Origin of the sequence: Micromonospora sp. WMMD967 (assembly GCF_029626165.1) — a bacterium.
Classification (GTDB): Bacteria; Actinomycetota; Actinomycetes; order Mycobacteriales; family Micromonosporaceae; genus Micromonospora; species Micromonospora taraxaci.
In genome coordinates this window covers 1,022,267-1,039,073 of record NZ_JARUBK010000001.1, presented here as the reverse complement: position 1 = coordinate 1,039,073, position 16,807 = coordinate 1,022,267, and the positions used below count along the sequence as shown (strand labels likewise).

Here is a 16,807-nt window from a genome sequence, read left to right as displayed (position 1 = left end):
GACGGGACGGGCACCCCCGTCGTACGGCAGGATGCCTCTTCATGAGCACCCAGTCGACGCCCGGCATCGACGACGCCGGTACCACCGACCACCCGTCACGCTCCGACGGATTCGTCCGCGGCTTGTCCAGCGCGATCGGCGGGCCGCTGGGCGACCACGCGACAGCGCTGGACCGACCGGCCGGCCAGGAACGTCGCTTCTGGACCGCCGTCCGGATCGTGCTGGCACTGACCTGCCTCACGCTCGCGCTGCACTGGGTGCAGAAGTCGCCCTGTCAGGACGGAGCCTGGCAGAACAACGTCCAGTACACGCGCTTCTGCTACACCGACGTCCTGGCCCTCTACTACGCCGAAGGGCTCAACGAGGGCAAGGTCCCCTACCGCGACCACCCGGTCGAGTACCCGGTGCTGACCGGATACTTCATGGGGGCGCTGGGCCTGCCGGTGCACGCTGTCGGTGCCGACGACCCGAGCATCAACCAGGGCCAGTGGTTCTACAACCTCAACGCGCTGGTGCTGGGCGCACTCGCGGTGGCCACCGTGGCGGTGATCCTGTCCCTTCGTCGTCGACGACCCTGGGACGCCGCGTTGTTCGCGCTCGCCCCGGCACTGGTGCTCACCGCCACCGTCAACTGGGACCTGCTCGCCATCGGGCTGGCCGCCTTCGGCCTGTTGGCCTGGGCCCGGAAACGGCCAGCGGTGGCCGGGGTGCTGCTCGGGCTCGCCGGCGCGGCGAAACTGTGGCCGCTGTTCCTCCTCGGGCCGATCCTCGTCCTGGCGCTGCGCGCCGACCGGATCCGCGCCGCGCTCGTCGCCACCGGTACGGCGATCGCCGCCGTGGTGCTGGTGAACCTGCCGGCCGCACGCGCGTACCCGGAGAACTGGGACCGTTTCTTCGAGTTGAACACCACCCGGCCCATCGACTGGGGCACGCTCTGGTACATCGGCCGTTACCTGGACGGCAAGGTCGGCAACGACCCCGCTCAGCTCGGCCCGTTCGAGTGGCTGAACGCCAACATCCCCACGCTCAACACCGTCTCGTACGCGCTGTTCGGGCTGGCCTGCCTCGGTGTCGCCGTGCTGGCGCTGCGCGCGCCGCGCCGACCGCGGCTGGCGCAGCTCGCCTTCCTGGTGGTCGCGGCGTTCCTCATCTTCAGCAAGGTCTGGTCCCAGCAGTTCGTGCTGTGGCTGCTGCCGCTGGTGGTGCTCGCCCGTCCGAAGTGGGGCGCCTTCCTGGCCTGGCAGATCGCCGAGGTCTGCTACTTCGTCGCCTTCTACGGCGAACTGCTCGGGGCGGCGACCAGTCGTCCGGTCTTCCCGGAGGGGGTGTTCGTGCTGGCCTCGACGCTCCGGCTGACCACAGTGGTGGTGCTCTGCGTGCTGGTCGTCCAGGAGATCCTGCACCCCGAGCGGGACGCGGTGCGGGCGACCTACCGGGACGATCCGGACGGCGGCGTGCTCGACGGCGCACCAGACGCCCCCTGGCTGGACCGCTGGCGCCTTCCCCAGAGCAGTGAACCTTCACGGGAGCCAGCAACCACGTGACTCCTCAGCTATAACGCGGCCCGGACCACGTCAGGTTTTTCGGGGAGCCCGCCCGGCGCAGGGATCAAGCCTGACCGCCCGGAGCCGGGCGGGCTCCCCGAAAAACGCCTTAGAGCCGATACACGACCGCGTCCCCGACGTCCTGCCGGCTGATGCCGAGCGACTCGACCGGTGCGTCGATGGTGATCTCCCACGGCGTGCCGACCACCTGGCCGCGCAGCAGCACCACAGTGCGGACGCCGAGCGTGCGCAGATAGTCGACGCTGGTCTGGTCGGGGAACGACTGGCTCACCCGACGAACGTCGTCGAGCTGGCGCGGGGTGAAGCCGCTACCGCCGTTGACCACGTCGGGGAAGCCGCTCGTGGACCAGAGCATCACGTGCTGGTCCAGACTCTGGTTGCTGGGCAGCACCAGCAGCGGCCCCTGCGCCGACCGCATCGCGGCCGGCTGGGTCGGCACCACCGGGTGCGGCGTGGTGTTCAGGCCCTCGACGGTCACCAGCAGCAACGGCAGCAGGGTGGCCAGCCGCAGCCACGGCCCCGGCCACGACGGGATCCGCTGCGCGGTCAACTCGCGGACCCGGTCGGTGAGCGCGGTGACCGCGCCGGCCGCGAGCAGGCCGAGCAACAACGTGGTCCACAACATCAACCGACCGGGGGTACGCAACGCGCTCCAGCCCGGCAGGTGCTCGAAAAGCGGCACGTAGGTGGCGGTGCCGTCGAAGAAGCGGGTGCCCATCGCGAAGGCCATGGTCACCAGCACCCCGGCGAGCAGCAGCAGTCGGTGCCGCAGCCGCCACACCGAGAAGAACAAACCGCCCAGGGCCAGCGCGTACAGCACGAAGCCCGGCAGCAGGGTCATCTCCGGGTGCCACGGCAGCGCGGCGCGAGCGCCCTCGTGCAGACCACCCCAGATCCGCGACTCGGCGGGTGCCGTCACGAAACCCGACGCCGGAGGCGAGAAGATGCTGATGTCGTCGATGGTCCGCTCGGCGTACGGGTGCAGCTCGGTCACCTTGAAGAACGGGTACGCCATCAGCAGACCCACGCTGGCGAAGAACAACCCGCCGAGCACGTCGGCGACGAACAACCGACGACCGAACGGCACGGCCTGGCGGGTGCGCAGCCGCCGCACGTAGAAGAGAACGACAGCGACCAGCACCGCGCCGGCCAGGAAGTACGCGAACGGCAGCCCGATGCCGAAGCCGAGGCTGAGCTGCCAGGCCGCCACCAGCCAACCGGCGTAGACCCACCCGTCGTGCCGGCGCTCGGGTCGATAGCCGTGCCGTAGTGACCAGCCGTGCCCGCGCGCCAACATCGCCAGCGCCAGCGGAATCCCGCCGTTGGAGATCACGTGCAGGTGCCCCGCCTGAGCCAGCAGCCACGGCGCGTACGTGTAGCTGACGCCGGCGACGGCGGCACCGATCCGGCCGGCCCCGAGCTGACGGGCGAGCGCGTACGCGCCGAGCGTGGCGAGCGCGTGCGCCAGCACGAACATGATGTTGTAGCGCAGCAACGCGTCCTCGGGGCCGCTGCCGAGCATGCCGGCCGGGGCGTACCCGAGCAGGGTGTCGGAGAACGCGAAGCTCCACAGCTCGGGGAAGAACGTGTTGGACTGCCACAGACGCGCCGGGTCGGCCAGCAGGATGTGCCCGGACCAGGCCATCTGCCACGCCTGCAGGCTCGGGTCCCAGTAGTCCTGGGGCAGCGTGTAGCGGGGGTAGCGCAGGGTCGGCCAGGTCATCAGCACGGCCAGCGCCACCGAGCAGAGGCTAGCCAGGGTCCACTCGTGGATCAGGAAACGGCCGACGGCACGACCCGCCCGGGTGAAGACGGAGGGCTGCGGCTCCGGCGCCGAGGCGAACGCCTCCCAACGGTCCGCCACGACCGGCGTGGCCGCACCGTCGGTCTTCGTGTCACCGTCGGTAGTGCCCGCTCTCCTGCCCTTACCTGCCCAACGCCACCACTTCGTCGTCGTCGGCTTGGCCTCGGCAGCGGCGCCTTGCGTAGCGCCGTCCTTGCTGTCTTCGGGCGGGGCGCTGGACTCGGCGTCCTCGCTCGCCTTGCCGTCCTTGGCCGGGGCGCCGTCCTTGCCGCCCTCGCTCCCCTTGCCGCCGTTGCTGTCCCCGCTGCTCGTGGCTGGGATGTTGTTGGCCTTGCCGCCCTTGGCCGGGGCGCCGCTCTTGCTGTCCTTGCCGTTCTTGCCGCTGTTGTCGTCCTTGGCGGGGACGCCGTCCCTACCGGGGACGCTGTCCTTGGCGGGGACGCTGTCCTTGGCCGCGGCGCTGTCCACGGCCGGGGCGGCCGCCGTGCTGTCGGTCGCCGCAGGGCTCTCGTCGGAGAGGGTGTCGGAGGAGCGAGCTGGCCGGGCTGGGGCACCCGACGCGGATGCGGTAGCAGGCCGGCTCTCGGCGTCCGAGCCGGCGGGGGTGGGCCGGGCCTTCCCGGGCCCGGGCTGTCCGGTGGTCATGCCGCCGGGCTCGCCGTCCCGAGCTGCTGACGGAGGAAGTCGATGTCGGCCGCCTGGCCGTCCACACCGCCCGGTGTCTCGACGACCACCGGAGCCCCGGCCGCCCGGATCACCGCGACGACCAGCTCCGGGTCGATCGTGCCGCCGTCGAGGTTGTCGTGCCGGTCCTGACCGGAGTTGAACCCGCCCTTGGAGTTGTTGGCGTGCACCAGGTCGATCCGCCCGGTGATCGCCTTGACCCGGTCGACGAGGCCGAGCAGCTCCTCGCCTCCCGCGTAGGCGTGGCAGGTGTCCAGGCAGAACCCGACCTCGTAGTCGCCCACGGCGTCCCAGAGCCGGGCGAGCGCGTCCAGTCGCCGGGCGCACGCGTTGTCGCCGCCGGCGGTGTTCTCGATCAGGACCGGCACGCCGAAGCCACCGGAGTCGGCGGCGTACGCGAATGTCTTGCGCCAGTTGTCGAAGCCGACGGCCAGGTCGTCCCCGGCGTTGACGTGCCCCCCGTGGACGATCAGGCCCTTGGCCCCGATCGAGGTGGCCGCGTTGGCGTGCCCGAGAAGCAGCTTTCGGCTGGGGATCCGGATGCGGTTGTTGAGGGTGGCGACGTTGATGACGTACGGCGCGTGCACGTACAGGTCGACCTCGGCCGTGCGTAGCCGCTCGGCGTCCTCCCGGGGCTTGGGCGCCTTCCATCCCTGTGGATCGGCGAGGAAGAACTGCACGGTGTCGGCGGACCGGGCGGCCGCCTCCGCCAGCGGGTCGGTCGAATCGACGTGGGCTCCGATACGCATGCGAGCGAGCCTACGTCGCGACCCTGACCGGGCGGGTGACGGCCGGGCGGTGTCGCGGGGTGGTCGCGTCACCGGCCGGACCGACGATCGTTGATGCGTGTGAACCGGCGACCAGTGCCCGGTGCCTCCGGCGGCGTGGATGCGCCGTGGCAGGCGACCGGAGGGTCGACGGCCGACAGCGAGGTCACCTCCGCCGTGCGGCCCGGCGCGGCGGAGGAGACCCCGCATCCCAGACACCTACCGATGAAAATCTCGGCAATTTGTGCTTTTCCCCCCGACAAGGTACGAGTGCTGTTGTATCGTCAGGTAACAACACGATAAAGCTCCGCGGGGCGTCTTCGGTCCAACCTCATCGGTGTGGTCGTTCCTCCCCAGGTCCCACCCAAGGAATGCGGACCAGACGCCTCGCGGCCTCGTAGACGGGGGTCCATCAACGGCCGGCAGACGGTCGTACGGTGGACCCCCGTCCCCATGTCCGCGTGCTGACCCCACCACCCCGGGCATGATCGTTGAGACCGGGTATCCTGGTCAGGTTGTCCGCGTCCGGCCGAGTTCCCTCGGCGCGTGCGGGCAGCGACACAAGACCTCCTGCCACGGAAGGACCGTGGCCGCTTAGCCCACAGGAGGTGAGCACGTCTTGCGTCATTACGAGATCATGGTGATCCTCGACCCCAGCCTCGAGGAACGCACCGTCGCCCCGTCGCTCGACACGTACCTGAACGTGATTCGGACCGCGGGTGGCTCGGTTGAGAAGACCGACGTGTGGGGCCGCCGGCGCCTCGCGTACGAGATCAACAAAAAGGCAGAGGGCATCTACGCCGTCGTCGACCTGCAGGCCACGCCTGCTGCGGTGGCCGAGCTGGACCGTCAGCTGCGACTCAACGAGTCCGTGCTGCGCACCAAGGTCCTCCGACCGGAAATGCGCTAAGCCTTCAACCCCCCGGTTCGTCCGGATCAGCCTCCGCGACTCTGTCAGAGGGCTCTGGCAGCCTGTACGACGAGACGCTGAGTGCGCGAGGAGATGGTCATGGCAGGAGACACCACCATCACGGTCATCGGCAATCTGACCGATGACCCCGAGTTGCGGTTCACCCCCTCCGGGGCTGCGGTCGCCAAGTTCCGAGTCGCTTCGACGCCCCGTTTCATGGACAAGGCGTCGAACGAATGGAAGGACGGCGAGCCGCTGTTCCTCGCGTGCACCGTCTGGCGTCAGGCCGCCGAGCACGTCGCCGAGTCGCTGCAGCGTGGCGCCCGGGTGATCGTGTCGGGCCGGCTGCGTCAGCGGTCGTACGAGACCCGCGAGGGTGAGAAGCGCACCGTCATCGAGCTCGAGGTCGACGAGATCGGCCCGTCGCTGCGCTACGCCACGGCAAAGGTGCAGAAGATGTCCCGCTCCGGCGGCGGTGGCGGCGGCTTCGGTGGCGGTGGTGGTGGCAACCAGGGTGGCGGCGGAGGCAACTTCGACGACCCCTGGGCTTCGGCCGCTCCCTCTCCCGCGCGTGCCGGTTCGGGCGCCAATTATGACGAGGAGCCACCGTTCTAATGGCGCCGAGCGCCCGCGATCGCAAACCAGGAGCACGTGCAATGGCCAAGGCTGCGGCACTTCGCAAGCCGAAGAAGAAGGTGAACCCGCTCGACAAGGACGGGATCACCTATATCGATTACAAGGACACCGCGCTGCTGCGCAAGTTCATCTCCGACCGCGGCAAGATCCGCGCTCGCCGGGTGACCGGCGTGACCTCGCAGCAGCAGCGGCAGATCGCCCGCGCGGTCAAGAACGCCCGTGAGATGGCGCTCCTGCCGTACACGGCCACCACCCGCTGAGAGGAGGCACCGATATGAAGATCATCCTGACTCAGGAAGTGTCCGGCCTCGGTGCCCCGGGCGACATCGTCGAGGTCAAGAACGGCTACGGCCGTAACTACCTGCTGCCGCAGGGCTTCGCGATCGCCTGGACCAAGGGCGCGGAAAAGCAGGTCACGGTCATCAAGCGGGCCCGTTCGGCCCGTGAGATCCGCGACCTCGACCACGCCAACGAGGTCAAGGCTCAGCTCGAGGGTCTCAAGGTCAACCTGAAGGTCCGCGCCGGCGACGGCGGACGGCTCTTCGGCTCGGTCACTCCGGCCGAGATCGTGGACGCCGTCAAGGCGGCCAGCGGCCCGGTCCTCGACCGTCGCCGGCTGGAGGTGCCCGGTCACATCAAGTCGACCGGCAGCTACCCGGTGAAGATCAAGCTGCACCCTGAGGTGACCGCGTCGTTCAACCTGAACGTCGTTCAGGGCTGACGTCCGCAACACCACAACGAGGGCCCGCACCGATCGCTCGGTGCGGGCCCTCGTGCGTACGTCGTCAGTCGACCCCTTCAGGGCCTGGCAGGTGGGCACAGCCGAGCCGGGCAGCCCCAGACCGCCGGCCGGTCATCCGATCGGCTGGCCGGTCACCGCGCTGATCAACACCGTGGACAGGCCGCCGCCCACCACGGCGGCGGCGACGGCGATGGTCGCTGAGCGCCACGTCGTGCCCACCCGACGCAGCAGAGCCGCCACGACCAGACTGCTCACCAACGCGAGACCGAAACGTGGCGAGCCGGCGAGAAGCGACTCCAACGCGCGTGACCGGGCCGAGTCACAGCCACCCCCGCTGATGTCGGTCACACATCCGGCCGGTGCCTGACCGTCCAACGTCAACAGCCAGACGAAGATCAGCATCGCGGGCACCAGATAACAGGCGGCCGTGTACAGCAACGGCCGGACCGAACCGCCCGGATCCGGGTCGAGCAGATCGTCCTCGAGACGCCGAGAGAACGCACCGGTGGCCGCGGACTCGACCCGCCGCCGCACCGACGCGGCCCCGACCGCAGGTCGGTCCGCCCGACGGCGGGACGCTCCACCGACCGGAGCGGGCGCGCTACGTGGGCGCGGAGCGGTGTAGCCCACCACCGGTGACCTGGGCGCCGACGTCGTCGGATCCATCCACCGGGGGTCGTCATCGGCCAGCCGGGTGCCGGGCCAGAACCCCTCGTCCCGTGCCGGCCAACCCTCCGCGGCCACCGGGCGGTCGGACCGCGGCACCAGCGTACGGTCCCACTGGTCGTCCTCGATGGCGGACCGCTCCCACTGGCCGGTGCGGTCGGACCGCTCCCAACCACCGACGCTCTCCACCGCCGACCACTGCTCACTCAGGTCCGTGCCGGCCGCCGAGGGCCACGCGTGCACGCCCGAGGCGTCCCAGGGATCCACAGCCGGCGGGTAGGTCGGCTCGGGCTCAACCACCCGGTCGGACCCCCGCACCCACGGGTCAGCCGGCGGACGCGACCAGGACTCTTCGGCCGCACGACGGCTGCGCCGGGTGGGACGCCGCACCTCCGGCTCGGGCGCGGGCTCGCTCGGGGTGGACTCCAGATCGCCACCCGACCAGACCACCTGCGGGCGGCCGGTGGACGCACGACGAGGGCGGCGTTCCTGGATCGTGCCGGAGACCGGCTCGTCCTCCCCGCTGTCGGCGCGACGACGGCCCGCGTACCCCTGCTCCTGCGGACGGTCGAGGGTCCACTCCCGGGTGTGGTCGGAGTCCGGTGCGGCGCCGATCGCCGCCTGCTCGCGCCACCCTGTCTCGCCGGCCCGCCGCCGGCCCGCCGCCGGCTCGGCCGACCGCCGGCCGGCACCGGACGTGGGTGTGTCGCGTTCGTCCTCGTCCGGGGCAGCGTGGCGTCCGCCGCCGTCGGCGTGCCGGACACCCGATTCCAGGGCCCACCGAGGCAGGTAGGCGTCGACGGGCTCGTCCTGGCCGCGGTCCAACGCACGCCGTCGGCTGGAGGTGCGGTAGCGCCCCTCCTCGTCGTACGGATCAACCGGAAGGGACGCCGCGCGCTCACTCCACGAGGCGGTCGGTGGGCGCTCGCGCGGGCTGCCATCCCCGCGCCCCCAGTCCCGGTAACTCACGGCCGGAGTGTGACCCTTCTGAACCCAAAGCGGAATCCGCTGTCCAGGTGTAGCCGTTCGCTGGAGATAGTACGGGACGATCGTGTCACAGAGCCGACCGAAATATCTTCCTCCACAGGCTGGGGAGCATGTTCTCCCAGGTCATGCGGTTCTGAGGAAGAATTCCCCAACAGTTATCCACAGGCTGTGCACACTCCACGCACATGCTGTCCACCGACATCCACAGGTTGTCCCGAGGCTCGTCCACCGGCGTTGTTGAGTCTCTGACCTCGGGGTCCGTATGGTTGGCCCTCGACCGCCGGCCTGATGGCCCCCGATCGGCCGGCCTGGTCGGACGGAAGCGTCGTACCCCAGCGGTAGAGCTGGGACCGGGTTCGGCGCAGTGGAGGGGGGACCCGTGTCGGTCACTGACGACATGCGGGCAGATTCACGCTCCGGCGGAGGTCAACCACCGGCGCAGCGGGACGGCCAGTTCGACAAGACCCCGCCGCAGGACGTGGCAGCCGAGCAGTGCGTCCTCGGCGGCATGCTGCTCTCCAAGGACGCCATCGCCGACGTCGTCGAGATCCTCAAGACCAACGACTTCTACCGGCCGGTGCACGCCACCATCTTCGACACCATCCTGGACATCTACGGTCGTGGTGAGCCGGCTGACCCGATCACCGTGGCCGCCGCCCTGACCGACTCCGGCGACCTGGCCCGGATCGGCGGCGCACCGTACCTGCACACCCTGATCGCGAGCGTGCCCACCGCCGCGAACGCGGCCTACTACGCGCGGATCGTCAGCGAGCGGGCGGTGTTGCGCCGGCTGGTCGAGGCCGGCACCAAGATCGTGCAGCTGGGTTACGGCACCGCGAGCGGCGGCAGCCGCGACGTGGACGACATCGTGGACCTTGCCCAGCAGGCCGTCTACGACGTCACCGAGCGCCGGGTCAGCGAGGACTTCGCGATCCTGGCCGACATGTTGCAGCCGACCCTGGACGAGATCGAGGCGGTGGGTGCGCAGGGCGGTGTGATGACCGGCGTGCCGACCGGCTTCAGCGACCTGGACCGGCTGCTCAACGGTCTGCACGCCGGCCAGCTTGTTATCGTCGCGGGCCGACCTGGATTGGGCAAATCAACAGCAAGCATGGATTTCGCTCGAAACGCAGCAATTCGGGCGAACCAGGCTGCGGCCATCTTCTCGCTGGAAATGAGCAAGGTCGAGATCGTCATGCGACTGCTCTCGGCCGAGGCGCGGGTGCCGCTGCACGTGCTTCGTAGCGGGCAGCTCTCCGACGACGACTGGACGAAGCTGGCGCGCTGCATGGGCGAGATCAGCGAAGCGCCGCTCTTCGTCGACGACACACCGAGCATGAACCTGATGGAGATCCGGGCCAAGGCTCGGCGGCTCAAGCAGCGGCACGACCTCAAGATGATCGTGGTCGACTATCTCCAGCTGATGACCTCGCCGAAGCGCACCGAGAGCCGTCAGCAGGAGGTCGCGGACCTCTCCCGTGGCCTCAAGCTGTTGGCCAAGGAGGTCGAGTGCCCGGTCATCGCGGTGAGTCAGCTGAACCGTGGCCCCGAGCAGCGCACCGACAAGCGACCCCAGCTGTCCGATTTGCGCGAATCTGGCTCAATTGAGCAGGATGCCGACGTTGTCATCCTTTTGCACCGCGACGACTACTACGACAAGGAGTCGCCGCGGGCGGGCGAAGCGGATTTTATTGTTGCCAAGCATCGGAATGGCCCTACCGACACCGTGACCGTCGCCGCCCAGCTGCACCTGTCGCGTTTCGTGGACATGGCCATCGGCTAGTTCAGCCGAGCAGTGGAAACCAGCCCGCCGACTCGCCCAACTCCAGTCGGTCCCGGTCGGTGAGCGGCACGCGCCCGGTCGCCTTCAGCAGGTAGTCGTGGTCGCTCCAGGCGACCGGACGGACCGCGTCGTCACTGAGCAGGCCGTCCATCGTGGCCACCGCGACAGGTGTCGCCAGTGGACCCGGAGGCGGCGCGTCGGGTAGGTCCACGATCAGGTCCAGGTGATGGGCGACGGCCTCGGTCGTCAGGGTGGCGAGGAAATCCGGTACGCGCAGCACGTGTCCCTGCGTGGTCACGTACCCCTGCGGATTGGTTGACGCGGCGGCGCGGACCGCTGCGGGGGCGGTCTCGCGCCAGAGCCGGACGATGCCGGTCGGGCGGTCGAACGCGGCGGCCGAGCGGCGGACCCACCAGGCGTGCGCGGCGGCCTCGTCGTCACCGCCGGGGAAGTCACGCCAGTAGCTGACGTCGTCGGCGTCGGCGGGGCCGTCCACCGGGCTGGCCAGTGCGACAAGCGCGCGTTGGGCGTCGCCGAGCACGTGGAGGAGCAGGTCGGCGACGAGCCAGCCGTGACAGCGGGTGGTGCGTTGCAGGCCGCTGTCATCCAGGCCGTCGACCACCGCGGTGATCCCGGCGTACGCCTGGGCCAACGCCTCGGCGGCTCGGATCGCGGTCATGCGACCAGCCTGGCACGGGCGAGTTCCACCCACCACCCACCGGCGTTGTGCCCGGGTCGACACGTGGATCGACCCGGGCGCGAGGTCGACCTGGGCTCAGCCGAACATCTCGTCGAGGAAGCCCTTGCGCTTCTTCTGCCGGTAGTGGCCGTGGTAGCCGTGGTGCTGCTGCTGGTGGCCGTAAGCCGGCGCCGGCGGGTAGCCGTGAGCGGGCGGCGGCGGTGGCGGAACGGCACCGTAGCCGGGCTGGTGGGGCGCCGGGGGCGGCGGAGGCGGCGGGTAACCGGCCGGCTGATGGGCGGGCTGCGACGGCGCGCCGCCGCTCTGCTGGCGGCTCCAGTTGGCCTCCGCCTCGAAGAGCTTCTCCAGCTCACCGCGGTCCAGGAAGATGCCTCGGCACTCCCCGCACTGGTCGATGACGACTCCGCTGCGCTCGTACTGGCGCATTTCTCCGCGACACTTGGGACAGGTGAGACTACTCATCGCACGACGGTACCTGGTGGACCTATGCAGTTGCTGTGAGCGCCTCGGTGACTTCTTCGTCGGAAACCTCGTGGAAGTCGTCGTAGTAGACGCTCACCGCACCGAAGTCCGGCGGACGTTGCGCGCAGATCACCTGGTCCGCCTCGGCGGCGAGGAGTTCGTAGGCCTCCTGTGCGCCGACCGGGACCGCTACCACGACCCGGTCGGCTCCGAGTTGGCGTGTGACCTCGACGGCGGCGCGGGCGGTCGCGCCGGTGGCGAGGCCGTCGTCGACGATCACCGCCGTGCGTCCGGTGAGGTCCAGTGGTGGGCGGCCGCCCCGGTACAGCCGTTCCCGGCGCTCCAGTTCGGCCTGCTCCCGTTGGCTGACCTCGGCGATGTCGTCGCTGCTGAGACGGCTGGCCACCGCGTCGTTGAGGACCTGGACGCCGCCCGGCCCGAGCGCGCCGAAGGCGACCTCCCGGGCCCACGGCATTCCGAGCTTACGGACGACCAGCACGTCCAGCGGCGCGCCGAGGCGTTCGGCGACGACCCGGGCGACAGGTACGCCGCCACGGACGAGACCGAGGACGACGACGTCGGGTTCGCCGACGAGTGCGGTGAGCCGGTCGGAGAGCACCCGGCCGGCGTCGGCCCGGTCGCGGTAGGTCGTCATGCCTTCAGGTCTACGCCCTGACGCGGTCCCGCGCCCTGCGGTTACGCGGATGTGGCCCGACCGGACAGGTGGCCGGGAGCCGCGATCGGTGGCGTGTCGGTGGGGCGGTGCAGGGCTGGTGCCCAGGTGAGCAGGGCGAGCGGGTACAGCAGGTAGCCGAAACGGGTCGTGGGCATCAGGGCGATGGCGGCGAGTAGTCCGTACCCGCAGATGATGGCGGTGGCGGCGGCGGTGCGGGGCGGGCGGCGGGCGAGTCGGACGGCGATGGCGACGCCCGCCGCGACCAGCAGCGCGGCGGCGATCAGGCGGCCGGCGGGCAGCCCGGTGGCGATCAGGTAGCCGGGGAACGGAGACTGTGCGGGGCTGGTGACCAGGCCGTGGCCGAGAGGGAAGCGCAGCACGTTCTCGGTCAGCGCGTCGCGGTCGACGAGCATCGCGGGCAGGAGGGCGGCGACCGGCAGGCCGATCGCGCCGGCGGCGACCCGCGCGCCGGCGCGGCGGGTCAGACCCCACACGATCAGGACCAGGGCGACCGGCCACGCGAACAGCTTCAGCGCGCCGGCGAGCCCGACCGCGAGGCCGGCCCGGCCGGGTCGGTCGGCGGCGGCGAGCGCGAGGGCCAGCAGGCAGAGCGCGAGTACGGGTAGGTCGTCGCCGCCGGTGGCGAGGGTGAGGGCGCAGATCGGCAGTACGGTGGCGGCCTGCACGCCGCGCAGCAGCGCGGCGTTCCGGCGGTGCGCGGCGTCGGCCTCGTCCGGGTCGGCAGGTGTTCTGCGCAGGGCGCGCACGGCCAGGGCGAGCGCCAGCGCGGTGCCCACCGCGAACCAGACTCGGGAGTCGGTCCACCAGGTGTCGACGAGTGCTCGGGGTAGGCCGAAGATCGCCATGCCGGGCTGGTACGGGGTGTAGCCCATCAGTTGGTCGCCGGGTGGGAGGGCGGCGATCGCGTCCGGTCCGAGGTACGGGGTGCCGTGTTCCAGGAGGCGGGCGCCGGCGTGCTCCACGACCAGCACCTCCTCCTGCGCCCGGTCGGTGCGCCCGCCGGCCCGCTCGATGCTCTGCCAGAGCAGAGGCAGCAGCGCGGTGCCCGCCCAGGCGAGACCGGTGACCGCCCAGCGGGCTGGCAGCCCGACCAGCGGGGAGGTCGGGGTGCGCCGGCGCAGCAGCAGTTGGGCGGTCACCACAAGCGTCGCGACCAGGTAGCCGGCTGCGGCGATCGTGCCCCAGGCCCGGTGCGGCAGCAGGGTCGACGTGACCGCGGTGATCGCGGCGAAGACGGTCGACGCGGCGTAGAGACCGAGGTCGAGGGCGAGTCCGCCGGCGGCGGTGTCGAGCGTCCGCCAGTGCCAGCGACGGCGGCGGCGGGCGGTCGGGTCGTCGGCGATCACGGCGCAAGTCTGGCAGACCGGTCCGCTTCGGCACCGGGCCGAGCCGGTCGGATCCGGCGTTGCCGGACGCGGCCGGTCAGGCGGGCAGGTGCGGGAGGCGTTCGGTGCGGGAACGGCCGCTCTGGCGACGGTTCTGGCTCAGCCTGATGACCGCACCGGCGTCGTGCAGGGGCGCGGCCAGGGCGCCGGGTCGGCCGCCCGAGCCCCGCTGCATCGCCGCGAGCAGAGTGCCGGCGGGCATCGGCCGGGCGAAGAGGTGCCCCTGGCCGGCGACGCAGCCCAACTCCCACAGGGCCCGCCGCTGCGGTTCGCTCTCCACCCCCTCGGCCACCACGTCCAGGTCGAGGCTACGGCCCAGGTCGAGGGTGGAGCGGATGACGGCGGCGGCCTCCGCCGAGCTGTCCATCGTCGTCACGAAACTCCGGTCGATCTTCAGCTCGTGCACCGGGATTCGGGAGAGCAGGGAGAGGGACGAGTAACCGGTGCCGAAGTCGTCCAACGCCAGCCGGACACCCTCGTCTCGTAGTCGACCGAGCACCCGGTCGACCACGTCGAGTTGGCTGAGCGTCAGTGTCTCGGTCAACTCCAGCACCAGCCGGTCCGGTGGCAGGTCGTGCGCGCGCAGGCGGGCCAGCACCGAGCCCGGGAACCGCGCGTCGAGGAGGCTTCGCGGCGACACGTTCACCGCTACCGGTACGTCGAAGCCGGCGTCCCGCCAACTGCCCGCGGCGATCAGCGCCTGGTCGAGGATCGCCTCGGCGAAGGCCGGCAGCAGGCCGGACCGTTCCACGGCCTCCAGGAACCGCAGCGGGTCGATCATGCCGTGGGTGGGGTGGTGCCAGCGGGCCAGCGCCTCGGCGCTGGTCACCTCGCCGGTGCCCAGGTCGACGATTGGTTGGAAGTTGACGACGAACTCGTGGTCGGCGACCGCACGTGGCAGGTCGCCACCGAGGGTGAGGCGGCCCAGGTCGGCGGTGTCCCGCGTGGCGGCGTACGTGGCGGTCCGCTGCCCGGCCCGTTTGGCCTGGTACATCGCCACGTCGGCGCGGCGCAGCAGCTCGGCCATGCCACCGCTGGACGGGGCGACGGAGATCCCGCCGCTGGCCTCCACGCTGATCCGCATGCCGTCCAGTTCGAAGGGCTCGTGCAGGGCGGCGAGCAGCGTCTCGGCCCGGTGCGCGGCCACCGCCGGGGCCGGAAGCCCTCGCAGGAGTACGGCGAACTCGTCGCCGCCGAGGCGGGCCACCAGGTCACTCGGCTGGGCTGCGCCCCGCAACCGGCCGGCGACCTGCACCAGCACCTGGTCGCCGGCGGCGTGCCCGAGTGTGTCGTTGACCTCCTTGAAGTGGTTGAGGTCGATTAGCACCAGCGCCGTCACCCCGTCGGCGTGCCGGGCGCTCAGCTGCTCGGTGCCCTCGTCGAGGAGTTGCCGACGGTTGGCCAGGTCGGTCAGCGCATCGTGCGCTGCCGCGTACGCGTGTTCGTCGGCCACCCGGGCGAGTTCGGCGTACGCCTGGGCGTTTCGGACGGCCGTGCAGAGTGCGGAGGCGAAGGTGCGCAGGGTGTACTGCTCCCGCTCGGAGAGTTGCACCGGGCCGTGGAAGCGCAGTTGGAGGACGCCGATGTCGATGGTCCGGTCGTGCCCCTCCAGTGGGGTGGGGACGATCGTGCCGTCGACGTTGGTGGGGGTGCCGGTCGGGCCGTCGAAGGTGATGCCGCCGGTGCCGCCGCGTACGGTGCGACCGCCGTCGCGCAGCTCGATTTCGACCTCGTCGGCGGAGAACAGTTCGGCGGCCTGGGTGACGGCGGTGGTGAGGACGGTGTCCAGGTCGACCACGTTGAGCGCGTCCGTGGTGCGGGCGAGCCGCTGCCACGCCTGCTGTTCGGTGCGGCCCCGGATGCGCGCGGCGTAGGCCAGGTGCAGGCTCAGGACCAGGGGCGGAACCGCGAGCAGCAGGCGGGGGTCGAGTCGGATGATCAGTAGCGTGCAGGCCGTGACGACGAACCGCACGGCGAAGCTGGCGAGGCGGAGGTCGAGATTGCTGCGGAAGTGCTTCGCGATCCTGGTCTCGGAGGCGAGCGCGATGACCGGAATGGCGAGCAGGTCGTCCAGTAACGCTGCGACCAGGTAGGCGAGCGCCAGCGGACCCAGCAGCGTCAGGGGGGCGGCCCCGGTGGCTGGCCACGTCCAGTTCGTCATCGCGAGCGTGGTGCCGGCGCCCCAGGCCACGATGACGTTCTTCCCGACACCGAAGGCGAGCTTTATCGGTGTCAGGCGGAGGGAGGCGATGGCGATCCCGACAGCGGTGCAGAGCACGACGACCGAGGTCGGAGCGATGGCCGCGCCAACGATGATCGCCATTTCGTTCCAGCTGATCGACTGAGTCGTCGACCGGATCCGTACGCGGGCCTTGACCAGCGTGCCCAGAGCGATCATGAGCGTGAGCATCACGAGAACCGCGGCGTCGTTCGCCGTCGTCGGCTTCGCCGAGCGCAGGGCGGCCGGGAGTGAGGCGGCGACGATGACCGCGGCCACAGCGACGACGAGACCGACGAGCAGCAACAGCCGCCGATCGGTCTCAGTCTCTCGTCGCTGAGGAAGGGTCATGCCGCTCCCGATAGGTGTCTGCGCGTTCTCGCAGCCTACTGCCCGGGTCCTCAGAAGTCCTGTGTCGAGCTCGTCAGTTCCAGTCGGTTCCACGCATCGCGCTGCCCCCTTCTAGTGCTGTCCATTGGAGTGCCTGTCCGAGTTCGGGAGGTCTTCCTTGAAAGGCAGCGTAAGAGAAGGAAGGGCGGTCTAGAACAAATAAATGTCGGTATGCGCAGGATTAGCCAAGTTGGGGCCCTTTTATTACGTTCTGTCCATCGTCACTGAACGGAGTGCGTTGAGCTCGTCGACGTCGGAATCAACTGGCACCTTGCAACTGCGGACGGTATCTGGCGCGGATGTGGTTGCTCTATTCCTTGAGTCTGGAGGCTCGTCAGGAGTTGCCTCATCCGGAGTTTGGTCAGGCGTAAGGTCGGCACGGGCAGAGTTGGTGCGTCCCGAGGCTCCCTG

The 16,807-nt window shown here is 70.4% G+C and carries 14 protein-coding genes; 6 read left to right on the top strand and 8 right to left on the bottom strand.

Annotated features, from left to right (window positions below):
• Positions 1 to 41 precede the first annotated feature (41 nt).
• A complete protein-coding gene (locus tag O7631_RS04970) occupies positions 42 to 1,544 on the top strand; it encodes a glycosyltransferase 87 family protein (RefSeq protein WP_278143211.1) in 1,503 nt (500 codons plus the stop codon).
• A gap of 109 nt (positions 1,545 to 1,653) precedes the next feature.
• Here O7631_RS04970 and O7631_RS04965 read toward each other — a convergent pair whose 3' ends face one another.
• Positions 1,654 to 4,014, bottom strand: coding sequence for a hypothetical protein (locus O7631_RS04965; RefSeq protein WP_278143210.1), 2,361 nt, complete (start codon positions 4,012 to 4,014; stop codon positions 1,654 to 1,656).
• Positions 4,011 to 4,802, bottom strand: a complete 792-nt coding sequence (locus tag O7631_RS04960; RefSeq protein ID WP_278143209.1) for a deoxyribonuclease IV — start codon at positions 4,800 to 4,802, stop codon at positions 4,011 to 4,013. Before O7631_RS04960 ends, O7631_RS04965 begins: the two co-directional genes overlap by 4 nt.
• 637 nt (positions 4,803 to 5,439) lie before the next feature.
• Here O7631_RS04960 and rpsF point away from each other — a divergent pair.
• The 4 genes from rpsF (at position 5,440) to rplI (ending at position 7,087) form a co-directional block, all read left to right on the top strand.
• Entirely contained in the window at positions 5,440 to 5,730 is a 291-nt protein-coding gene (gene rpsF / locus O7631_RS04955) for a 30S ribosomal protein S6 (RefSeq protein ID WP_036411437.1), read from the top strand.
• An 81-nt stretch (positions 5,731 to 5,811) separates the two neighbouring features.
• Entirely contained in the window at positions 5,812 to 6,345 is a 534-nt protein-coding gene (locus O7631_RS04950) for a single-stranded DNA-binding protein (protein WP_197699314.1), read from the top strand.
• Positions 6,346 to 6,386: 41 nt separating this feature from the next.
• A complete protein-coding gene (gene rpsR, locus O7631_RS04945; RefSeq protein WP_013289355.1) occupies positions 6,387 to 6,626 on the top strand; it encodes a 30S ribosomal protein S18 in 240 nt (79 codons plus the stop codon).
• A gap of 14 nt (positions 6,627 to 6,640) precedes the next feature.
• The gene (rplI, locus tag O7631_RS04940) at positions 6,641 to 7,087 is read left to right on the top strand and encodes a 50S ribosomal protein L9 (protein ID WP_088987066.1); all 447 of its coding nucleotides are present in this window, start codon (positions 6,641 to 6,643) and stop codon (positions 7,085 to 7,087) included.
• A gap of 132 nt (positions 7,088 to 7,219) precedes the next feature.
• Here rplI and O7631_RS04935 read toward each other — a convergent pair whose 3' ends face one another.
• Positions 7,220 to 8,743, bottom strand: a complete 1,524-nt coding sequence (locus tag O7631_RS04935; protein ID WP_278143208.1) for a hypothetical protein — start codon at positions 8,741 to 8,743, stop codon at positions 7,220 to 7,222.
• Positions 8,744 to 9,140: 397 nt separating this feature from the next.
• Here O7631_RS04935 and dnaB point away from each other — a divergent pair, with 397 nt between their 5' ends.
• On the top strand, positions 9,141 to 10,544 hold the full coding sequence (dnaB, locus tag O7631_RS04930) for a replicative DNA helicase (protein ID WP_278143207.1): 1,404 nt from the start codon (positions 9,141 to 9,143) through the stop codon (positions 10,542 to 10,544).
• 1 nt (position 10,545) lies between these two features.
• Here the strand turns inward: dnaB and O7631_RS04925 are convergent, their stop codons facing one another.
• From O7631_RS04925 to O7631_RS04905, 5 genes are all read right to left on the bottom strand, one after another.
• Positions 10,546 to 11,223, bottom strand: a complete 678-nt coding sequence (locus O7631_RS04925) for a maleylpyruvate isomerase N-terminal domain-containing protein (protein WP_278143206.1) — start codon at positions 11,221 to 11,223, stop codon at positions 10,546 to 10,548.
• A gap of 96 nt (positions 11,224 to 11,319) precedes the next feature.
• A complete protein-coding gene (locus tag O7631_RS04920; protein WP_269681808.1) occupies positions 11,320 to 11,706 on the bottom strand; it encodes a zf-TFIIB domain-containing protein in 387 nt (128 codons plus the stop codon).
• Positions 11,707 to 11,728: 22 nt separating this feature from the next.
• The gene (locus tag O7631_RS04915; protein ID WP_278143205.1) at positions 11,729 to 12,361 is read right to left on the bottom strand and encodes a phosphoribosyltransferase; all 633 of its coding nucleotides are present in this window, start codon (positions 12,359 to 12,361) and stop codon (positions 11,729 to 11,731) included.
• A gap of 41 nt (positions 12,362 to 12,402) precedes the next feature.
• Complete coding sequence (locus tag O7631_RS04910) at positions 12,403 to 13,749, bottom strand: glycosyltransferase 87 family protein (protein ID WP_278143203.1); 1,347 nt, start codon at positions 13,747 to 13,749, stop codon at positions 12,403 to 12,405.
• A gap of 76 nt (positions 13,750 to 13,825) precedes the next feature.
• On the bottom strand, positions 13,826 to 16,357 hold the full coding sequence (locus tag O7631_RS04905) for a bifunctional diguanylate cyclase/phosphodiesterase (protein ID WP_278143202.1): 2,532 nt from the start codon (positions 16,355 to 16,357) through the stop codon (positions 13,826 to 13,828).
• Between the last annotated feature and the right edge of the window lie 450 nt (positions 16,358 to 16,807).

What these genes read in the sequence shown, in the direction of transcription:
- O7631_RS04970 (WP_278143211.1), top strand. Translation starts at nt 42, where the DNA reads ATGAGCACCCAGTCGACGCCCGGCATCGACGACGCCGGTACCACCGAC.
- O7631_RS04915 (WP_278143205.1), bottom strand. Translation starts at nt 12,361, where the DNA reads ATGACGACCTACCGCGACCGGGCCGACGCCGGCCGGGTGCTCTCCGAC.
- O7631_RS04925 (WP_278143206.1), bottom strand. Translation starts at nt 11,223, where the DNA reads ATGACCGCGATCCGAGCCGCCGAGGCGTTGGCCCAGGCGTACGCCGGG.
- O7631_RS04965 (WP_278143210.1), bottom strand. Translation starts at nt 4,014, where the DNA reads ATGACCACCGGACAGCCCGGGCCCGGGAAGGCCCGGCCCACCCCCGCC.
- O7631_RS04905 (WP_278143202.1), bottom strand. Translation starts at nt 16,357, where the DNA reads ATGACCCTTCCTCAGCGACGAGAGACTGAGACCGATCGGCGGCTGTTG.
- O7631_RS04920 (WP_269681808.1), bottom strand. Translation starts at nt 11,706, where the DNA reads ATGAGTAGTCTCACCTGTCCCAAGTGTCGCGGAGAAATGCGCCAGTAC.
- O7631_RS04960 (WP_278143209.1), bottom strand. Translation starts at nt 4,802, where the DNA reads ATGCGTATCGGAGCCCACGTCGATTCGACCGACCCGCTGGCGGAGGCG.
- rplI (WP_088987066.1), top strand. Translation starts at nt 6,641, where the DNA reads ATGAAGATCATCCTGACTCAGGAAGTGTCCGGCCTCGGTGCCCCGGGC.
- rpsR (WP_013289355.1), top strand. Translation starts at nt 6,387, where the DNA reads ATGGCCAAGGCTGCGGCACTTCGCAAGCCGAAGAAGAAGGTGAACCCG.